Origin of the sequence: Mycoplasma sp. 4463 (assembly GCF_048381515.1) — a bacterium.
Classification (GTDB): domain Bacteria; phylum Bacillota_I; class Bacilli_A; order Mycoplasmatales; family Metamycoplasmataceae; genus Mycoplasmopsis.
The window spans coordinates 1-16,362 of record NZ_JBLWID010000020.1; the positions used below are offsets into that span (position 1 = coordinate 1).

The window sequence follows — 16,362 nt, forward strand, 5'->3', positions numbered from 1 at the left end:
AAACAAAGTAAATAGCCAAAATTACAAAAAAAATAGATATGAGAAACTATTATTTCTAAATAATAAAAATATATTTTCTTATTAAAATTCATTTCTTAATTAAATATTCTATGTGTTACTAATTTAGCATTATTATCGTAAGTGTTGGAATGCAATGTTTTATTTAAAATTATCAAATTTACATTAAAATCGATTTTAGTATGTAGTATAAAAAATGTATAAAAAATTACCAATTAAAATTGATAATCGAACTCTTTATTAAAAGAAAGCCACCTCTGTTTGAGGTAAAGATTAACACATTTATTTTGTATGATTCAAATGAAGAATCCATAAAATTCAAGTATGTGGATTTACCACCTCACTAAATATTCCATTTTATGGTTTCTTTTTTGTTGTCTTAGTAGCTTATTTCGCTAATTTTAGCAACCTAAAAAAATATTGTAAAAAAGGTGATATAACTTTCTAAAAGTATTAAAATAGAAACATGCTACCAATTAAAAAGGCTATAAAAAAAATGACATATATGCAAATGCATACTTTTATATTTGCAATCTTTTTTTTATTAATTTCTGTAGTGTTTTTATCTCTTATAGGAATTAATCGTGGTCTATTATTTGGGTATGCATTAGGTGGTCTACTAATTTATTTTTTATTTAAATTAAACTGACTTTTTGCGTATTTATTTCTAAGAAATAAAAAAACAAAATTGTATGCTTTATCGATTTTAAAATCAGTTTTATTTTTCTTAATTTTAGGTGCGATCGTGTACTTAATGTTTTTTATTAATACAGAGTACTTAAAACAAATGCAGATTACCGAATATTCAGTATTGCAAGTATTAGATCAACCATTTAATTTCTTTGCATTTGCTGGAGGAATATTAACTAATATTTTTGTGATTATCATCACAGAAATAGTTAATAAAAAAATAAGAAACTAAAAAGAAAGGAGATGAGCAGGATGGATACATTTTTAAAAGGTCTTTGAGTTTGAAATCAACCACAAATGTTATCGCTTGTAGTTACTGTTTTTATAGTACTAATTATTTGTTTAGTTGTCTATTTCAAAGTATCAAAAATTAAGCCAAATGAAGCTCCGAAAGGTGTAGTACTCATTGCTGAAGGTTATGTTAAATTCATTGACAAAACTTTTGATGATGCAACTGGTGGAACACAAGTGCAAAATTCAAGATACTATATTTTGACTTTAGCTACTTTTATTCTAATTGGTAACCTTACAGCTGTCTTTGGTTTAGAACCGATCGTAACATCTTATTCAGTTCCGTTAACATTAGCTTTAATGAGCTGACTTGGTATCTTTGTTTGTGGCGCAGTGTACCGTAAGTGAAGATATCTAAAATCATTTATCAACCCACTTGATTTACCTGGTAAAGTATCTCCTCTTATTTCTCTTAGTTTTCGTATTTATGGAAATGTTATAGGAGGATCTACAGTTATTTTCTTATTTTATTCATTCTGTGGGTGAATATGGACAAAAGTAACAGGGTCAAGTAATCAACAATTCTTCTTTGGATTGATTTTATCACCTGCATTACACTTTTATTTTGACTTATTCGGTTCTACCTTACAAGCTTACATATTTTCACTTTTAACACTTGTATACTGAACTATTGAGTCAACTGCAGAAGAAGTTAAACCTAAAAAACTTAAAAAAGGTAAATCAAAAATTGTAAGAAGTAACAAAAACCTTAATTCACAATTATCACAAGCAATTTATTAAATAGAAAAGAGGATTAATTATGATTGAAACAGTAACAAAATTTTTAGAAGAAACTGCAAATAACACTACTCAAGCAGCTGCACAAAATGGTGGAGACATCAAATCAGGTCTTGTTGCTATTGGTGCAGGATTAGCTGCAATCGGTGTTTTAGGAACAGGTATCGGACAAGGTTATGCTGCTGGTAAAGCTGCAGAAGCTGTTGGAAGAAATCCTGAAGCAGAATCAAAAATCCGTTTAATGTTAATTATCGGTGTTGGTATTGCTGAAACAGCTGCTATTTATGCATTTATTATTGCTTTATTATTAATGTTCATTAAATAATAACTATGGTTCAAAATTTAATTTATCTTAAGCAAGAATCATTGAATCAACAAGTCCAAGAAAAATTCAATGGACTATTTCCAAGTGTTCCAATGATGATTGCTACTATCATCGCTTTTTTAATTGTGTTTTTATTACTTACATATCTTTTATATAAACCAGTTAAAAAGATGATGAAAAATAGAACAAATTTCATCCAAGAAAATATCAACAGTGCTATTAAACAAAAAGAAGACAGCTTACAAGTTTTAAACGATGCAAACGAAAAACTTAAAGAAGCTCACAAGCAAGCAGATAGCATTGTTAACAAAGCAAAAATAAAAGCTGGTGAAGTTTCTAAAACTTATATTGACAAAGCAAAAGCTGAATCATATAGATTACTTGAAGAAACTAACCAAGATATAGCGTTGCAAAAGAAAGAATTTGATGCTAATGCTAAAAAATATGTAATCCAAGTAGCTACAGAATTAGCAGAGAAAATCTTACGTAAAGAAATTTCTCCACAAACTCAAGATGAAATTATTAAAAACTATCTTGAATCAAGTGAGTAATTAACTTTTACATCTATATAACTACTATAAAAGTAAAATAGCAAAACTTTCAAGATTTTATTATGTACAAAAAAAGAAATACATCTGCATATGCAGTAGCAATTTATGACTTGGTCAAAAAACAAGATAAATTTAAATTAATTCAACCTCAATTTGAGGCTGTTAAAGATTTAATTGACACAATTCTAGGTTTTATCGAATATTTAGGAAACGACTTAATTCCTGAAGCTGAAAGATTCAAAACAATCGATATGGCTTTTGATAAAAATCAATTTGACTATATTGTAATTAACTCAATTAAAGTTATAGTTCAAAGAAAAATGGTGTCTCAATTAAAAAACATCATCATTGAATATTTAAAGTTATCAAATGATGCATTAAGAATTCGTTATGTAGTAGTTGAATCAGCTTTCCCATTAAGTGATGAGCAACTTCAACAAATCAACGACAAACTTCAAAAAGTTACAAGACGTACAATTGAAATTCACAATGTAATTAACCCAAATATTATTAGTGGATTTAGAATTGTGTCTAAAACCGAAGTCATTGAAATGAACATACTACATGACTTAAACAAAATCAAAAACGAAATTATTTTTAAACAAAAAGAAAAGGAGGTGTAATTTATGGCTATCAAATTAGATGATATTTCTGCAATCATTAAAGAAAGAATTCAAAACATTGGTAAAGTAGCTGACAGATCAGAAATTGGTCAAGTTATCTCAATTGGTGATGGTATTGCTGTTGTATCAGGTCTTCAAAAGGTTAAAAACGCCGAAATCGTAGTTTTTGACAACGGTGTTTATGGACTTGCTTTAAACCTTGAAGAAGAAACAGTTGGAGTTGCTTTATTTGGTGATGCTAACTCTGTTTCTGAAGGAGACATTGTTAAAAGAACAGGTCAAGTTATTGACGTAAATGTTGGTGATGCTCTTTTAGGTAGAGTTGTTAACGCCCTTGGAGAACCAATTGATGGTAAAGGTAAAATTCAAGGAACAATTAAAAGTGAAATCTTCAAAATTGCTCCTGGTGTTATGACTAGAGAAGAAGTTAACCAACCACTTGAAACAGGTATTATTGCTATTGACTCAATGATTCCAATCGGTAAAGGTCAAAGAGAGCTTATCATCGGTGACCGTCAAACTGGTAAAACAGCTATGGCTATTGATGCTATCATCAACCAAAAAGGTAAAAACGTTAAGTGTGTTTATGTAGCAATTGGACAAAAGAACTCAACAGTTGCGCAAATTGTTAACAAACTTAATGAATTTGGTGCGCTTGATTACACAGCAGTAGTTGTTGCAGGAGCTTCAGAATTAGCTCCACAACAATACATTGCTCCATATACAGGAGTTACTATTGCAGAATACTGAATGTCTCAAGGACAAGACGTATTAATTGTTTATGATGATTTATCAAAACACGCAGTTGCATATAGAACGCTTTCACTTCTTTTAAGAAGACCACCTGGTCGTGAAGCTTACCCTGGAGACGTTTTCTACTTACACTCTCAACTTTTAGAGCGTGCAGCTAGACTCAACAAAGAAAATGGTGGAGGTTCAATTACTGCTCTTCCAATCATTGAAACTCAACAAGGGGATATTTCAGCTTACATTCCAACTAACGTAATTTCAATTACAGATGGTCAAATTTTCACAAAAGAATCACTATTTAACTCAGGACAAAGACCTGCAGTTGATATTGGTTTCTCAGTTTCTCGTGTTGGTTCAGCTGTGCAAATTAAAGCTATGAAACAAGTTGTTGGTTCACTTAAACTTGAACTTGCTCAATACAACGAAATGTTAGCTTTTGCTCAATTTGGTTCAGACCTTGATGAGTCTACTAAATCAATTTTAGAACACGGTGCTAAAGTATATGAACTTTTAAAACAAGAACAATACTTTGCGATTCCACAAGTTACACAAGCTATTATTCTTTTAGGGGTTAAAGAAAGAATTATTAACCCACTTCCAAAAGAATACATTAAAGAATACAGAGATAACGTTATTGCATTTGTAAACAAAACAGCTGAAGGTATGGAACTTTTCTCAAACATTGCTTCAAAAGGTTTATTCACACCTGAAGACTACCAAACAACAGAAAAAGTATTAGTTAAGATAGTACAAAACATCATCGCTACAATTCCTAACTATGATCCTAAGTTGCATAAAGCATTTCCTAAAAAATACAATGACTTACTTAAATAATTAAAATGGCAAACTTAAATTCAATTAAAAATAGAATTAATGTAATTAACAATACCAAAAAGATTACTAATGCTATGCAATTAGTATCAACTGCTAAATTACGTAGAATTAGAACTGAATTTGAAAGTATTGAAACATATTTAAATTCACTAAACGAAATGTTTAGAGAATTAGCATCACACGTTGAACCAAGAGAGTTTTACTCAATTTTCCCTAAAAACACTAATGTTGATTCTGATTTACACATCATCATCACATCTGATTTAGGATTATGTGGTTCATACAATACTAATATTGTTAAACTACTTAAAGAAACTCTTAAACCAAGCGACAAAATCATTGTTCTTGGAGGAAAAGGACTTGCTCTATTACATTCATTTAAATATGATGAACAAGTCATTTCTAAATACACAGAACTAGGAGATAAAATCTCTTATGAACTTAGTTCTGTTGTATCTAAAAAAGCTTTTGAAGAATATTCAAACAAAAGAGTTGCTAACATTTACATCTATTACACAGAATTTATTAACAACATTACACAGGAAGCTAAAAAACTTAAACTCTTTCCACTAGACATTGAATCTGAAAATGCTAGTGTGCAAGCTAGAAACACAATTGAATTTGAGCCTAACTCAGAAGTGGTGCTTAAAAACTCAATTCCACTTTACTTAGCAAGTATGGTTTATGGACTTGCTACAGGTTCAAAAGTTTCAGAAATCGCTTCAAGACGTAATGCTATGGAAAATGCTACAAATAATGCAACAGACTTAGTTGATGAGTTAAGATTACAATTTAACAGAAAACGTCAAAGTAACATAACTCAAGAAATCAATGAAATTGTAGCTGGTGCAGATGCTACTTAATTAAAATAAGGAGGAATGAATGGTAAAAAACAAAGGAATTATCGTTCAAATCTTAGGTCCAGTTGTGGACGTTAGATTTGAAGAAGGAAAATTACCTCACTTACTTAATGCTGTTGAATTAGAACATGATGGAAAAGTTTACACATTCGAAGTTGCTCAACACATTGGGGATGATACAGCTCGTACAATCTCAATGGTTTCTACAAATGGGCTTCAAAGAGGAATGGTTGTAACTGACACAGGTGCACCAATTTCTGTACCTGTAGGAAACGTTGTTTTAGGTAGAATGTTTGACGTTTTAGGAAACCCAATTGACAACTTACCTTTACCAAAAGACATTGAAAGAGATCCTATCCACGCGCCAGCACCTTCTTATGAAGAACAAAAAACTTCATCAGAAGTGCTTGAAACAGGAATTAAAGTTATTGACTTACTTATTCCTTATGCAAAGGGTGGAAAAATTGGTCTTTTTGGAGGAGCTGGAGTTGGTAAAACAGTTCTTGTTCAAGAACTTATTAACAACATAGCTACAGAGCACAATGGACTTTCAGTATTTGCTGGAGTTGGGGAAAGAACACGTGAAGGAAATGACCTTTACTATGAAATGAAAGCTGCAGGAGTTTTAGATAAAACTGCACTTGTGTTTGGACAAATGAACGAACCACCTGGAGCACGTATGAGAGTTGCTCTTACAGGTCTTACGATGGCTGAGTACTTTAGAGATAAACAAAATCAAGACGTACTCTTATTCATCGACAACATCTTTAGATTTACACAAGCTGGTTCAGAGGTTTCTGCTCTTTTAGGACGTATGCCATCAGCTGTTGGTTACCAACCGACACTTGCTACAGAAATGGGTGCGCTTCAAGAAAGAATTACTTCAACACGTAGAGGTTCGATTACATCAGTTCAAGCCGTTTATGTGCCTGCTGATGATTTAACTGATCCAGCACCTGCCACAACTTTCACTCACTTAGATGCTAAAACAGTTCTTGACCGTGGAACAGCAGCACTTGGAATTTATCCAGCTATTGACCCACTTAACTCTTCATCGAGATTACTTGATCCATTAATTGTTGGATATGAACACTACGAAACAGCTCAAGAAGTTGTTGCAATCTTACAAAGATTTAAAGAACTTCAAGATATTATTGCGATCTTGGGGATGGGTGAATTATCTGAAGAAGATAAGAAAATTGTTAACAGAGCAAGAAGAATTAGACAATTCTTATCTCAACCTTTCACAGTTGCCGAAAAATTCAGTGGTATTAAAGGTAGATATGTTCCATTATCTGAAACAATTAGAAGTTTCAAAGTTATTCTTTCAGGTGAATTAGATAACCTTCCAGAAGAAATGTTCAGATATGCTGGAAGCATTGATGATGTTATTGAACGTTACAAAAAATATCAAGAAGAAAATAACATTTCAACTGAATCATCAACAGATAAAAAATAATGAATAATACAACTCATTTATTAATCACAGTACCATCAGGTGTATTTTATGAAGGTGATGTAAACATTGTTACATTAAAAACAGCATCAGGTTACATCGGGCTTCAAGCTAATAGAACACCACTTTTCTCAAACATTGAAATTTGCAACTTATCAATCAAACCTGAAAATGGTGAAGAAATTCGTTGCTACATCGGTGGTGGTCTTGTATATGCTGATGAGAAAAAAGTATCAATCATAACAGATGATATTATCAATGTTAAAAACATTGATGTCCAAAGAGCGCTTCGTGACCGTGATAAACTTATTAAACAAATCGAAGAGGCTTCACACAATGATTCAGTAAACAAAACAAAATTAGAGTCTAAACTTAAAAAAGCTCTTTTTAAAATTGATGCATACAATTTATTCAATAAATAATATTTGCAACCTTTTAGGTTGCTTTTATTATGCACTTGATGTAAAAAAACGAAAACAAAAAAAGTTGCTATTAACAACTTTCTTTCATATGGGGCGAACGACGGGATTCGAACCCGCGCATGATGGGACCACAACCCACTGTGTTAACCACTTCACCACGTTCGCCATAAGTAAAACTATTATACCACTATTTTAAGCATCTAGTAAACAATTTAATTAATTTTTAGACCTTATATTAAGGTGTTAAAATCTATTTTCAACATTATAAAAATGATATAAAATTTATTTTATTTAAGGAGTATATTATTATGACTGAAAGAGATAAATACATAGACTTATTAGTAAAAATTGTTGATGCATTCGGTGGGCTTGACAATATTACTTCATTCAATAATTCAGCATCACAATTAAGATATGATGTTAAAAATGTTTCATTAGTTTCAAAAGCAGAATTCGAACAATTAGGTGCTACATCAGTTAAAATTTTCGAAGCACAAAAACATGTTCAAGTTGAATTACAAAATGCAGAGGCTTTAAATGCACTTATCAAAATTAACAAAGACTTAATTTCAACAATGTGTAAATCAGTTGAAGTTTCAACTGTTTCAACATCAAATAATGCTACAGCATCTACTCAAGCAGTTTCAGAATTAGAAATCTTAGCACCTGCTTCAGGACACATTGTTTCACTTGAATCATTAAATGATGGTGTATTTTCAAATGATTTAGTTGGAAAAGGATTTGCAATCAAATTAGATGGAACATCAGGGAAAATTGTTGCTCCATTTGATGGAAAAATAACAATGCAACCAGCAAGTAAATCACAAGTTATCTTATCTAACACATCATTAGGTGTTGAAGCTGTTATTGTTTTTGGTTTAAACTCATACAAATTAAATGGAATTGGTATGGATGCTAAAGTTTCATTAAACCAAGAAGTTAAATCAGGAGATGAATTAATCGTTTTAGATTTAAATAGATTCAAAGCAGAAAACATTGATGAAGAAATTATTTTCGCATTAACAACTGATTCAAAATTACAAAATTTTAAAAACTTAGAACACAAAAACATCAAACATTCAGAAGTTATTGCTAAATTAGTTTAATCTTTAGATTAAACTGAGTTGTAAATCAGAGCAGAAAAAATCTGTTCTTTTTTATTTATTAAAAAAATATTTTTCTGGTGATATATATTCCAAAAAAGTTTTAAAATAAAAGTACCTCATTATTTTGATATTTAATGAGGTAACCTGGAATTAGAAAATATAAACTCTTTGATAGCATCTCTTTTTCCGGGAAACAAGCACCATTTAAATGGTGCTTTTCTTTTTTTGTATTACAATTTTTATATTATGAGTAAAAGTAAGAATACCAAAGGACATAGATGATTTAGTCACACAGAATTATTGACAGGTTTTATAGATCTAAAAACACGAGAAATTCACAAAGTCTTAATTTCAAATTCACTTTTAAAAAAGTTTGATAATTCAAATTCAAATATTAAGGATAATTTTTCATCATTTTCTGATAGTGATTTTACTGATAAGGAAATTTTTGAGAATGTTCAAGAATTATTCAATAGCAAGCAGACAGAAGTGGATTTTTCGACTTTGTATCAAAACTCAAACAATGAAGAAAAAACTAAATATGAAATATATACTGATGCCATTGAAAAATTAGCTGCTAAAAAAATAACTGATATTACAAAAGTGGCAAATTTTAAAGGTAAAATGCCAGAATACTTATTTAAAGCAATATGTTTCACAGATTCCAAAGTAAAGAATTGAGAAAAGTTTAATATTGATGACATATTGAAAAAAGATGAGGAATTTATAAAAAATAAAAAGGTTACTGAGTGTTTGAAAAAATTCTTTGAAAAGGGAAAAGATAACTTTGCAAATTATCCTGCTAGAAATCACAATTATTTCAATTGTGAAAAATTTGAACAAGATAATCCTATATTATGATTTGTATATTACTTCTTGAAACTAATATTTCGCGATGAATCACTTGTGAAAATATTCAATGAGAGTGAGATGCAAAGATTATGATGATATATTATTTGTGGCAATAAAACAGAAAATTATCCTAATTCACTTACATTTATTCTTGCAAATTACTATCATTTTTATGCTGAAACATCTTTATATCTTAAGGCATTAGAAATTTCTGATTTTAATCACATAGACTCAACTGAAGGAACATTTTCAGATAAAAAGTTTATGGTTGATTTAGATAACGTAAATATATTGAAGCCATTTATTTATGATTTCAAGACGTATTCTGATTCTAACTATCTAAAAAGTGACCGAAATATTCATCAATTATGTTGGTATATTTACATTCTTATTAATAATAAAACCAACAAATATAACTCATTAATTGAAAGTATTGAATTTACACCTGAGAAACCTACTGAAACAAATGCTATTGTTTGTGATCATCAGTTACCTGCTGAAAGTAATAATGCTCAAGTTAAAAAGCAGATCTTTGTTAAAACTGATCTTATTAAAGAAGTTGCAAATAAAATTAGTGCTCAAAGAAAAAATGTGAAGGGTAAAGCTGTGTGAGCTTCCTTAGGAGCTATATTAACATTAATTTTGGTAGGAATTCTTCTTGGTATCCTAAAAGCTGTCGGATTAATGTAACTAGGTTGATAAAAGTAAGATAGAAAATCTAAAAAAACTGTTTTTTCGCCTTATTTCAGCTCAATATCGCTGGTAGATTTGTTATTATGAAAAGTATATTAAAAATTCCTATCGCTTCAGCAGTGATAGGAATTTTTAATAATTATTAATTTTAGTTTTTTGATTCTTGTTCTAAAATTGATTTTTGTTTCTTCAAACAACCTAAGAATTTTTGAATTTTGGGTCTCATGAAACTTACAAATTTTGGTGTAACAAAGTATAAACATAAAGCGTATAAGATTACACAAACACCAAATACGACAGTTACATCATAAGGGAATAATAGTCATTTTGGTTGTCAACTAGTTTCAGCTTTCTCTGTTCCTTCGTTAACATTAATCATTCTAGGAACTCAAAATAGTGTGATTATAATTCCAATAATGAATACATAGTTAACAAGTCTTCAAACACTCATTTTTTCCTTTAAAACAACAAAGAAACCAAATGATAAAACTAAAATTGGAAAGAAAATTGATGCTAATATACGTGAATAAAGAGGTACATTATAAACAGAATTTGGAACGATTCTATCTCAAGGGATGATGTTTCCACTTGTTAAAATCATTGCAGCAGCTAAAACTCAAAATATTACTAAAAATGATATGTATCAACCATTAATTGGTTTTCTAACTTTCTTTTCATTTTTGTTTTCTTGTTTTTTATTATTCACGAGAATCTCTCAATCTCATCATTTTTAGGACAAATTCTGCAACAGGCATTGTTGTTGTTTCTTGTTTACCATATTCACGGTATGAAACAGTTTCATTTAATCTTTCAGCTTCTCCAACAATGATTTGGAATTTAGATTTTGACATTTGTGCCTCACGCACTTTTTTACCTAAACGTTCTTCACGGTCGTCTAATTTAGATCTAAAGTCTGCATTGAATAATAATTGGTTGATGTCTGATGCGTATTTCACATCTTCTGGATTATTTGTAGCAGGAATGACTGTGAATTGTTTTGGTGCTAATCAGAATGGAAGCACACCTTTTGTTTGTTCTAAAAGAATTGAAACAAAACGTTCATATGTTCCAATAAGACCTCTGTGGATCATAACTGGACGTTCTTCTTGATTGTCTTTGTTTGTGTATGTAATATCAAATCTTTCAGGTAATAAGAAGTCAAGTTGTAATGTAGAAACTGTGATTTCGTGTCCTAAAGCTGTAAAGATTTGAATATCCATTTTAGGTCCATAGAAAGCAGCTTCTCCGATTTTTTCTTCGTATTTAACACCTAATTCATTAAGCACATTTCTAAGTTCATTTTCAGCTTCATTTCACATCTTGTCATCTGAATAGTACTTATCTGTGTTTTCAGGATCTCTTAAACTTAAAGAAACATAACTAATTTGAATTTTAAAAATTTCTAATGTTTCTTTAATTAATTGATACATTGATTTGAATTCCTGAGCAATTTGATCTTTTCTAACAAATAAGTGCCCTTCTGTTAAAAGCATTCCTCTAACACGTTCAAGACCTGTAAGAGCACCTGATTTTTCATATCTGTAAAGTTGTGATTGTTCTGAATATCTAATCGGTAAGTCACGGTATGAACGTTTTTCTGTGTTGTAGCAAATAATGTGGTGAGGACAAGTCATTGGACGTGCAATTAACTTTTCGTTTTCAAGCATAACTGGTTTAAACATATCATCTTTGTAGTGAGCTAAGTGTCCTGAAATTTTGTAAAGTTCTTCTTCACCAAAGTGTGGTGTTAAAACTTCTGTGAAACCGTATTTTCTGTCCATTTTAAGAACAAGGTTTCTAATTTCGTTGTGAATGTACATTCCATCTTCTAATCAGAATGGTAATCCTTGACCACCTAATTTGTTGAATGTGAATAATTTCATTTCTTTACCAATTTTACGGTGATCTCTTTCTTTTCTATCTTTAAGGATTTCTAAGTATTCTTCAAGTTCTGTTGCTGTATCTCAAGATGTTCCATAAATTCTTGTTAATTGGATGTTATCTGAATTTCCTCTTCAGTATGCACCAGCTAAGTTAAGTAATTTAAAGTGTTTAATGTGTTTTGTGTCTTCAACGTGTCCACCAGCACATAAGTCAACAAAGATTGTTTCATTACTTAAAGGATCTACAAGAGCATAGAATGTAACTTCTTTACCTGCTGCTACTAATTCGTCATAAAGCTCTTTTTTGTAAGGTTTACCTTCAAATGAATATTCATCAATTGAAACTTGCTTCATAACTAAATTTCTTGAAGCAAGTTTTTTCATAAACTTTTCAATTTTAGGTAATTCTGTTTCTGAAAGTGGTTCAGCAAATTCGAAGTCATAGTAAAAACCTTCTTCAGTAGCTGGACCAAATCCTAATTTAACATTTGGATAAAGTTTTTCAACAGCTGCACCAAGTAAGTGACTTGTTGTATGGTTAAGTTTTTTATTAGCTTTCATATTAATTTACCTCTTATTTATCATTTTTCGGTTTTGTCAATGAGGAATAGAGTCCCATTTTTTTCATTAACTTGTTTAAATTATAATCTGCGATTTTAGAAGCTCTAATTGCACCTTCATCAGTTATTTTGTCAACTTCTTTTAAAGCTGCATTGTATTTTGATTGAATATCAATTAAAAGATTTTTAACTGATGTAGCAACTGCTTCTTTAAATTCTTTATAGTTTTTATCTTTAAATAATTCTTCTGCTTGTTCAAGTGTTATGTTGTTTAATGAAGCATAGATATTAAGTAAGTTTAAAATACCAGGTTTATCATTTGAAATATATACTTTACCTTCTGAATCAGTAACTGCTTTCATAATCTTGTTGTAAGCTTGCTGGGGGTCTTCAAGTAAGTAAATGGTTGATTTGGTACCGTGTTCACTTTTTGACATTTTGGCAGTAGGATCAGTAAGTGATTTAATTCTTGCTCCAACTTTAGGAACAACTCCGTTAGGAATTGTGAAGTTAGCATTGTATTTTGAATTAAATCTTTCAGCAATGTTTCTGGTTAATTCAAGATGCTGAGTTTGATCTTCTCCAATAGGAACCACATCAGGGTTGTATAAAAGAATATCGGCAGCCATTAATACTGGATACATTAAAAGACCGGTAGGTATTTTAGAAGTCCCGTTAGCTTGTTTGATTTGTTGTGACTTATCTTTGAATTGGGTCATTCTTTGCAATTCGCCAATTGTCGTTTCTGATGTACAAAGTCAATTCATCATTCCGTGCGCACTAACTTGTGATTGATAGAAAATTGTTACATTTTCTGGATTAAGTCCACAAGCTAAATAAAGTGCAACAATGGTTTTTCTTGCTTTTTTAAGTTCAACTGGATCGACACTTCCAGTTGTAAGTGCATGTAAGTCAGCTACAAAAATGTATGATTCATAATCATTCTGCATTTGTACAAAGTTTCTAATTGCGCCAATGTAATTACCTAATGTTAAATCACCAGTTGGTTTTATTCCACTTAATAATTTTTGTTTCATAACACTCCTTAACTAATTAATAAAGTTATTTATTAATTATATTGTTTTTTAAATAATGTATATTCATTTTGTTGATTGATTTTACAAATGCAAATAGCTGAATTAATGAAACAAAATTAATCAATAAATTAAGCAAAAATAAGCAAACTAAAAAATCTTTTTCAATAGGTTATATAGAGATAAATAATAATTCATTATTTATAAAATAATGATAGAATAAATAAGCATAAAACAGCAGTTTATTATGACTTTTAAATAAATTTAACATGACTATAACATTGCAAGTAGATTAGCTGATTTAATCCAAAGCATTAAGTTAAATTTAACTAGTTAGAAATAAACCCTCTAAGTTATGCAGAAAGAGGTAAAAATACTATGTCAAGATACACAGGACCTGTATTTAAAAAGTCACGTCGTTTAGGATTCTCTATCTTAGAATCAGGTAAAGAATTCGCTAAAGGTAAAAAGAGAACTTATGCTCCAGGACAACACGGAAACAAACGTGTTAAATTATCTGAATACGGATTACACTTATACGAAAAACAAAAAGTTAAACACTTATTTGGTTTAAATGAAAAACAATTAAGAAGAGTTTTTGAAAAAGCTGTTAAAGCTAAAGGGATTACAGGGACAAACTTACTTCAATTATTAGAAGTTCGTTTAGACAACTTAGTTTATAGAGCAGGATTTGCTACAACAAGAAGACAAGCTCGTCAACTTGTTAACCACGGACACTTTGTTGTTGATGGTAAAAAAGCAAACATCCCTTCTATGTCAATCTCATTAGGTTCAGAAATTACTCTTAAAGAAAAATCAAGAGACAACAAACAAATTATTGAAGCTATGGAACAAAAAGCTGCTTCAGCTTGAATGACAAGAAAAGACTTTTCAGTTAAATTAGACCGTTTACCAGAACGTAACGAAATTCACCCAGAAATCAAGGATGCTTTAATCGTTGAGTTCTACTCAAAATAGTAATTAGGAATATTAGGAGTTTTATTTATGAAAAAAGATATTCACTTACCATACCACGAAGTAAACGTTACTTGTTCAACTTGTCACAAAGTGTTCCAATTCAAATCAGTTAAACCAAACTTTACAGTAGACGTATGTTCAGGATGCCACCCAGTTTACACAGGGTCAAGAGCACAAGTTAAAGCGACAGGTAGAATCGACAGATTCAACAAAAGACTTGAAAAAATGAACGGTAAATAATTATTGTTTCATTTATACATCTAACTCAAATTACTTTATGTAGTTTGAGTTTTTCTTTTTAACCTAGGAACAAGGTAATCCTGAGTTTCCAAGTTAAAAAGGGCTAAAAAACGAAAACACCTATAAATAAGGCGCTTTCGTTTTTTGTTATTTTTAATTACAATGATAGATTTTCTATAACAAATGAAAAATCTTTATATATTTTGTTTAATTCGTAATGGTTTGGATCTAAATTATTAATGATTTCACCAACAACTTTGCCATTTACAGTTTTAGTTGTTATTGTTATAAGTTTTAATGCATCTATAAACATATTCATAGTTACTTTTTGAATTTCACCATTATCTTCATAGAACTTTTTAAGTTTGTAAATTGAGTATTTTAAGACAATCAACGCTAAGAAACACAAGAAAACATGCGCTTGAATGTGAGAATCTTTATGAACAAACATTGGTCTAACCTCAAGTGAAGATTTCAATGTTCTAAAACTTTCTTCAATTTTTCATTGTTGTCTATAAATTTCATTAGCTCTTTGTGCTGTTAAATTAGATATGTTGGTTTCAATCATATAGAAACCATCTTGATCAGCTATTTTTTTAATTTTAGAGTAATTTAATTTGGCAATTGTTTTGCCTTCAACATCCATATATTTTTTCTTGTATTCTGGAACAAGATCACTTAAGCAAATTACATTATTAATTGATTTTTTCTCATATTTTGCTATCGAAAAAGCTCTTTTTATTCTGTCGAGCTTTTCTTTTGCTGGGCTAAAGTAAACTATTTGTTTTCTAAGAGTTTGATTAAATCTTTTCCTTTTTCTATTGTTTGCTCAAACAGATTCCACAAATCTGCTTTTTGAAAACATTTCATGTTCCAACATATAATCTTTATCTTCAATGATGAATCTTTTATCTGCTTCGCTAAGGTTATCAATACGTTTTTGGACGATGTATTTATAACCTTTCTGTTCTAAAAATCTTAAGTTAGCATTTTGACTAATTCCTCTGTCGGCAATGATTGCTAAGTCTTTAATCTTATAAATTCTTTCCATTTCAATTAAAAACTTAATTAAAGTTTGTGAATCGGCAGTATTTCCTTCAAAAATTTTGTAATGAAAAGGTATTCCATTATTGTCTGTTGCCATTGCTATTACAATTTGGTCTTCATCATGTTTGCCGTCTTTTGAAAAACCTTTTTGTCTTACACCTTTTCTTGAAAAACTTTCAAAATAAACAGTTGTATTGTCAAAGTGTAATTGTTTACTGTTTCTATTAGTTAATTCCTGTAATTTATTGTAAAGATTGAACAAAATAGTCTCTTTGTTTGTTAAAAAAGTGTCAAAATAGTTATAAATTGATGATTTTTTAATTTCAACATTGTTTAAAAAATCATTTTTGTTTTTATATTGACAAATGTAGCTTCTTGGAAAAATAATTCTGGTTCCAATGATAAATTCAA

Annotated in this window: 17 protein-coding genes and 1 tRNA gene; 13 read left to right on the forward strand and 5 right to left on the reverse strand. The window is 30.0% G+C overall.

Annotated elements, in window-relative coordinates:
* The first annotated feature begins 484 nt into the window (after window positions 1-484).
* The 9 genes from ACNF36_RS02080 (at window position 485) to atpC (ending at window position 7,558) form a co-directional block, all read left to right on the forward strand.
* Window positions 485-940, forward strand: a complete 456-nt coding sequence (locus tag ACNF36_RS02080) for a hypothetical protein (RefSeq protein WP_418303557.1) — start codon at window positions 485-487, stop codon at window positions 938-940.
* A gap of 20 nt (window positions 941-960) precedes the next feature.
* Entirely contained in the window at window positions 961-1,740 is a 780-nt protein-coding gene (locus ACNF36_RS02085) for a F0F1 ATP synthase subunit A (protein ID WP_257088739.1), read from the forward strand.
* A gap of 19 nt (window positions 1,741-1,759) precedes the next feature.
* Window positions 1,760-2,062: an ATP synthase F0 subunit C gene (gene atpE, locus ACNF36_RS02090; RefSeq protein ID WP_257088737.1), complete on the forward strand. Its 303-nt coding sequence runs from the start codon at window positions 1,760-1,762 to the stop codon at window positions 2,060-2,062.
* 5 nt (window positions 2,063-2,067) lie between these two features.
* On the forward strand, window positions 2,068-2,613 hold the full coding sequence (atpF, locus tag ACNF36_RS02095; protein WP_257088735.1) for a F0F1 ATP synthase subunit B: 546 nt from the start codon (window positions 2,068-2,070) through the stop codon (window positions 2,611-2,613).
* A gap of 62 nt (window positions 2,614-2,675) precedes the next feature.
* Window positions 2,676-3,236 carry an ATP synthase F1 subunit delta gene (gene atpH, locus ACNF36_RS02100; protein ID WP_418303558.1) on the forward strand — a complete coding sequence of 187 codons (561 nt, stop codon included), beginning with the start codon at window positions 2,676-2,678 and terminating at the stop codon, window positions 3,234-3,236.
* 3 nt (window positions 3,237-3,239) lie between these two features.
* Window positions 3,240-4,820 (forward strand): F0F1 ATP synthase subunit alpha, encoded by a 1,581-nt coding sequence (gene atpA, locus ACNF36_RS02105; RefSeq protein WP_323176568.1) that lies wholly within the window; start codon window positions 3,240-3,242, stop codon window positions 4,818-4,820.
* 5 nt (window positions 4,821-4,825) lie between these two features.
* Window positions 4,826-5,683, forward strand: a complete 858-nt coding sequence (atpG, locus tag ACNF36_RS02110) for an ATP synthase F1 subunit gamma (protein WP_418303559.1) — start codon at window positions 4,826-4,828, stop codon at window positions 5,681-5,683.
* Between the two features lie 19 nt (window positions 5,684-5,702).
* On the forward strand, window positions 5,703-7,139 hold the full coding sequence (gene atpD, locus ACNF36_RS02115; protein ID WP_323680143.1) for a F0F1 ATP synthase subunit beta: 1,437 nt from the start codon (window positions 5,703-5,705) through the stop codon (window positions 7,137-7,139).
* Window positions 7,139-7,558: an ATP synthase F1 subunit epsilon gene (gene atpC, locus ACNF36_RS02120; RefSeq protein WP_257088725.1), complete on the forward strand. Its 420-nt coding sequence runs from the start codon at window positions 7,139-7,141 to the stop codon at window positions 7,556-7,558. Before atpD ends, atpC begins: the two co-directional genes overlap by 1 nt.
* Window positions 7,559-7,647: 89 nt before the next feature.
* Here atpC and ACNF36_RS02125 read toward each other — a convergent pair.
* Window positions 7,648-7,723 (reverse strand) — tRNA-His (locus ACNF36_RS02125).
* A 143-nt stretch (window positions 7,724-7,866) separates the two neighbouring features.
* Between ACNF36_RS02125 and ACNF36_RS02130 the strand changes: the two genes are divergently transcribed.
* Together ACNF36_RS02130 and ACNF36_RS02135 are read left to right on the forward strand one after the other, a co-directional pair.
* Entirely contained in the window at window positions 7,867-8,664 is a 798-nt protein-coding gene (locus ACNF36_RS02130; protein ID WP_418303560.1) for a PTS glucose transporter subunit IIA, read from the forward strand.
* A 246-nt stretch (window positions 8,665-8,910) separates the two neighbouring features.
* Window positions 8,911-10,206 (forward strand): hypothetical protein, encoded by a 1,296-nt coding sequence (locus ACNF36_RS02135; protein WP_418303561.1) that lies wholly within the window; start codon window positions 8,911-8,913, stop codon window positions 10,204-10,206.
* Between the two features lie 151 nt (window positions 10,207-10,357).
* On the opposite strand, the gene ACNF36_RS02140 is transcribed toward ACNF36_RS02135, so the two are convergent.
* The 3 genes from ACNF36_RS02140 to trpS are packed head-to-tail and all read right to left on the reverse strand — an operon-like array spanning window position 10,358 to window position 13,689.
* The gene (locus ACNF36_RS02140; protein ID WP_418303562.1) at window positions 10,358-10,915 is read right to left on the reverse strand and encodes a hypothetical protein; all 558 of its coding nucleotides are present in this window, start codon (window positions 10,913-10,915) and stop codon (window positions 10,358-10,360) included.
* Window positions 10,908-12,653 (reverse strand): threonine--tRNA ligase, encoded by a 1,746-nt coding sequence (thrS, locus tag ACNF36_RS02145; protein WP_418303563.1) that lies wholly within the window; start codon window positions 12,651-12,653, stop codon window positions 10,908-10,910. Before thrS ends, ACNF36_RS02140 begins: the two co-directional genes overlap by 8 nt.
* A 13-nt stretch (window positions 12,654-12,666) precedes the next feature.
* Entirely contained in the window at window positions 12,667-13,689 is a 1,023-nt protein-coding gene (gene trpS, locus ACNF36_RS02150; RefSeq protein ID WP_257088715.1) for a tryptophan--tRNA ligase, read from the reverse strand.
* A gap of 375 nt (window positions 13,690-14,064) precedes the next feature.
* On the opposite strand from trpS, the gene rpsD reads away from it, so the two are divergent.
* Both rpsD and rpmE read left to right on the forward strand, forming a co-directional pair.
* Complete coding sequence (rpsD, locus tag ACNF36_RS02155) at window positions 14,065-14,664, forward strand: 30S ribosomal protein S4 (protein ID WP_418303564.1); 600 nt, start codon at window positions 14,065-14,067, stop codon at window positions 14,662-14,664.
* A gap of 27 nt (window positions 14,665-14,691) precedes the next feature.
* Window positions 14,692-14,904 carry a 50S ribosomal protein L31 gene (rpmE, locus tag ACNF36_RS02160; protein ID WP_323177431.1) on the forward strand — a complete coding sequence of 71 codons (213 nt, stop codon included), beginning with the start codon at window positions 14,692-14,694 and terminating at the stop codon, window positions 14,902-14,904.
* Between the two features lie 157 nt (window positions 14,905-15,061).
* Here rpmE and ACNF36_RS02165 read toward each other — a convergent pair.
* The coding region (locus ACNF36_RS02165; RefSeq protein ID WP_418303565.1) for an IS1634 family transposase at window positions 15,062-16,362 on the reverse strand (1,301 nt) is incomplete at its 5' end.